General features: G+C 68.6%; 3 protein-coding genes. All 3 read right to left on the bottom strand.

Annotation, left to right across the window (positions count from 1 at the left end):
• Positions 1–262: 262 nt before the first annotated feature.
• Complete coding sequence (pth, locus tag VFZ20_RS15725) at positions 263–883, bottom strand: aminoacyl-tRNA hydrolase (RefSeq protein ID WP_329684860.1); 621 nt, start codon at positions 881–883, stop codon at positions 263–265.
• Between the two features lie 12 nt (positions 884–895).
• Positions 896–1,537: a 50S ribosomal protein L25 gene (locus VFZ20_RS15720; RefSeq protein WP_329684859.1), complete on the bottom strand. Its 642-nt coding sequence runs from the start codon at positions 1,535–1,537 to the stop codon at positions 896–898.
• A 79-nt stretch (positions 1,538–1,616) separates the two neighbouring features.
• A partial coding sequence (locus tag VFZ20_RS15715; RefSeq protein ID WP_329684858.1) for a ribose-phosphate pyrophosphokinase occupies positions 1,617–2,385 on the bottom strand: 769 nt, incomplete at its 5' end.

Raw genomic sequence — 2,385 nt, 5'->3', positions numbered from 1 at the left:
TCCGCCCAACTGTTCGAGCTCTTGCGACCACCTGCCGTACGGGCCACCCATGCTGAGGAACGGTTTTCTCAACCAAAGGATGAACGAGTTGGCCCGTACGGTGGTGAACTTAGCACATCGTCAACACACAAGGATGACGCTTCTGGCGAACAGGGGGGTCTCAACAGCCCCGCAAGGTGACGCCCCTGGGGGATGAGGCGTTCTCGACAGCCTGCAGCCAGAAAAAAACTCGGCCGCCGGACGTGCGTCCGGCGGCCGAATCTCAGTTGTTGCAGGCGTCCATGGCGGCTTCGATGCCGTCCCGCATCCAGATCTCCACCCCGCGGACCAGGTCGGGAAAGCGTTCCTCCAGCGCCTTGCGGTCGCTTTTGGGCATGTTGCCCAGCACCCACGCCGCCAGGTCCATCCCCTCCGGCTTGGCGCCGACACCGAGTCTCAACCGGGGATAATCCTTCGTCCCCAGCGTCTGCTCGATGGACTTGAGGCCGTTGTGCCCGCCCGCGCTCCCCGACGGGCGAAAGCGCACGCGGCCGGGCTCCAGGGCCACGTCGTCCACGATCACCAGCAGGTCCTTCGTCAAGTCCAGCGCGTTCATCCGCTTGAGGGGGACGAGCACGCCGCCGCTGCGGTTCATGTACGTGAGCGGCTTGATGAGCCGCACCTGGAACGGCTCCACGCGCGTGGTGGCGTTGGCCTGCGTCTTTTCGGCCCGGAACCTGGCCACGCCCCAGCTGCGGGCCAACTCGTCCAGCAGCCACCACCCCGCGTTGTGGCGCGTGTTCTCGTACTCGCGGCCGGGGTTGCCCAGCCCCACGATTACCTTGGCCCCGGCCACGTCATCCTCCCCGCGCGCGGAAAGGAGCGCCCACAGGCGCTCCAGCAAGCCCGCGATGGGTCACTCCTCGTCCGTCTTGCGGGCCCGCAGCACCTCGGGCTCCGCCGGCGCCGTGTCGGTGCCCGCGGTGTCGTCGGCCGGGCGGTGCGTGCCCACCACGCTGGCGATGGGCAGGTCGCCGTCCTGCAGGAACTTGACGCCGTCGCGGGCCGGGATCTCGCTCACGCGCACGGACTCGCCCATCCCCAGGCCGCTCACGTCGATCTCGATGGCATCGGGGATGTTGGCGGGCAGGCACTCCACGTCCACCTCGTACAGCACGTGGTCCAGCACGCCGCCGTCCGTGTGCACGCCCACGGGCGTGCCCGTCAGCCGCACGGGCACCTTCACGTGCACCTTCTCGTCCCCGTGGACGTGAAAGAAGTCCACGTGCAGGGCCTCGGGCTTGTAGGGGTGCATCTGCACGTCGCGCAGCAGCACGTCCTGGGGGCCCTCGCCCTCGATGTCCAGGGTAACGATGGTGTTGTCCACGCTGATGGAGCCGATGAGCAGCCCCAGGTCGTGCGCGTTCACGGACAGCGGACGGGGATCCTCGCCGTGGCCGTACAGCACCGCGGGCACGCGGCCCGTGCTGCGCAGCTTGCGCGCGACGCCCTTGCCCGCGCCCTGGCGGGGAGCGGCACCCAGATTGACCTTGGCCATCCTGAACCTCCTGGATCAGTGCGGCGGGCGGGTCCCGGCCGTCCGGCCGTCGTTCCCCGCCCCGCCCGTCAAATGGAATCTACTCGAAGAGCGAGCTCACCGATTCGTTGAAGTGCGTGAACCGGATGGCGCTCGCCAGCAGCTCGCCCACCGACAGCACGGTCAGTGCCGGAAAGCGCTTGTCGTCGGGCACGGGCACCGTGTCGGTGACGACGATCTCCTTGAACGGCGCGTTGCTCAGCCGCTCCACGGCCGGGCCGCTGAGCAGGGCGTGCGTGGCGCAGGCGTAGATGTCGCGGGCGCCGCGGGCCTTGAGGGCGTGCGCCGCCTCGGCCATGGTGCCGGCCGTGTCGATCATGTCGTCCGACAGCAGGCAGTCCTTGCCGTCCACGTCGCCGATGACGTTCATGACCTCGGACACGTTGGCGGCAGGGCGGCGCTTGTCGATGATGCCCATCGTGGCGTCCAGGCGCTTGGCGAACCCGCGCGCCATCTTGGCCGAGCCCACGTCCGGCGAGACGACGACCAGGTTGCCCAGGCGCTTTTCGCGGAAGTAGTGGGTAAAGACGGGCGCGGCGTACAGGTGGTCGACGGGGATGTCGAAGAAGCCCTGGATCTGGTGCTGGTGAAAGTCCACCGAGAGCACGCGGTCGGCGCCGGCCTCGGTGACCATGTTGGCCATGAGCTTGGCGCCGATGGCCACGCGCGGCTGGTCCTTGCGGTCCTGCCGCGCGTAGCCGTAGTACGTCATCACGCAGGTGATGCGCGCCGCCGACGCGCGCCGCGCGGCGTCGATCAGCAGCAGGAGTTCGAGGATGTTCTCGGCCGGCGGGTTCGTCGGCTGTACG

It is taken from the genome of Longimicrobium sp., assembly GCF_036280135.1.
GTDB lineage: Bacteria > Gemmatimonadota > Gemmatimonadetes > Longimicrobiales > Longimicrobiaceae > Longimicrobium.
Note: the sequence above shows the minus strand (reverse complement) of the source record. Positions and strands in the feature narration are given on the sequence as shown.

Bases quoted from the DNA above. Each gene is read 5' to 3' on its own strand.
- VFZ20_RS15720 (WP_329684859.1), bottom strand. From the start codon at position 1,537: ATGGCCAAGGTCAATCTGGGTGCCGCTCCCCGCCAGGGCGCGGGCAAG.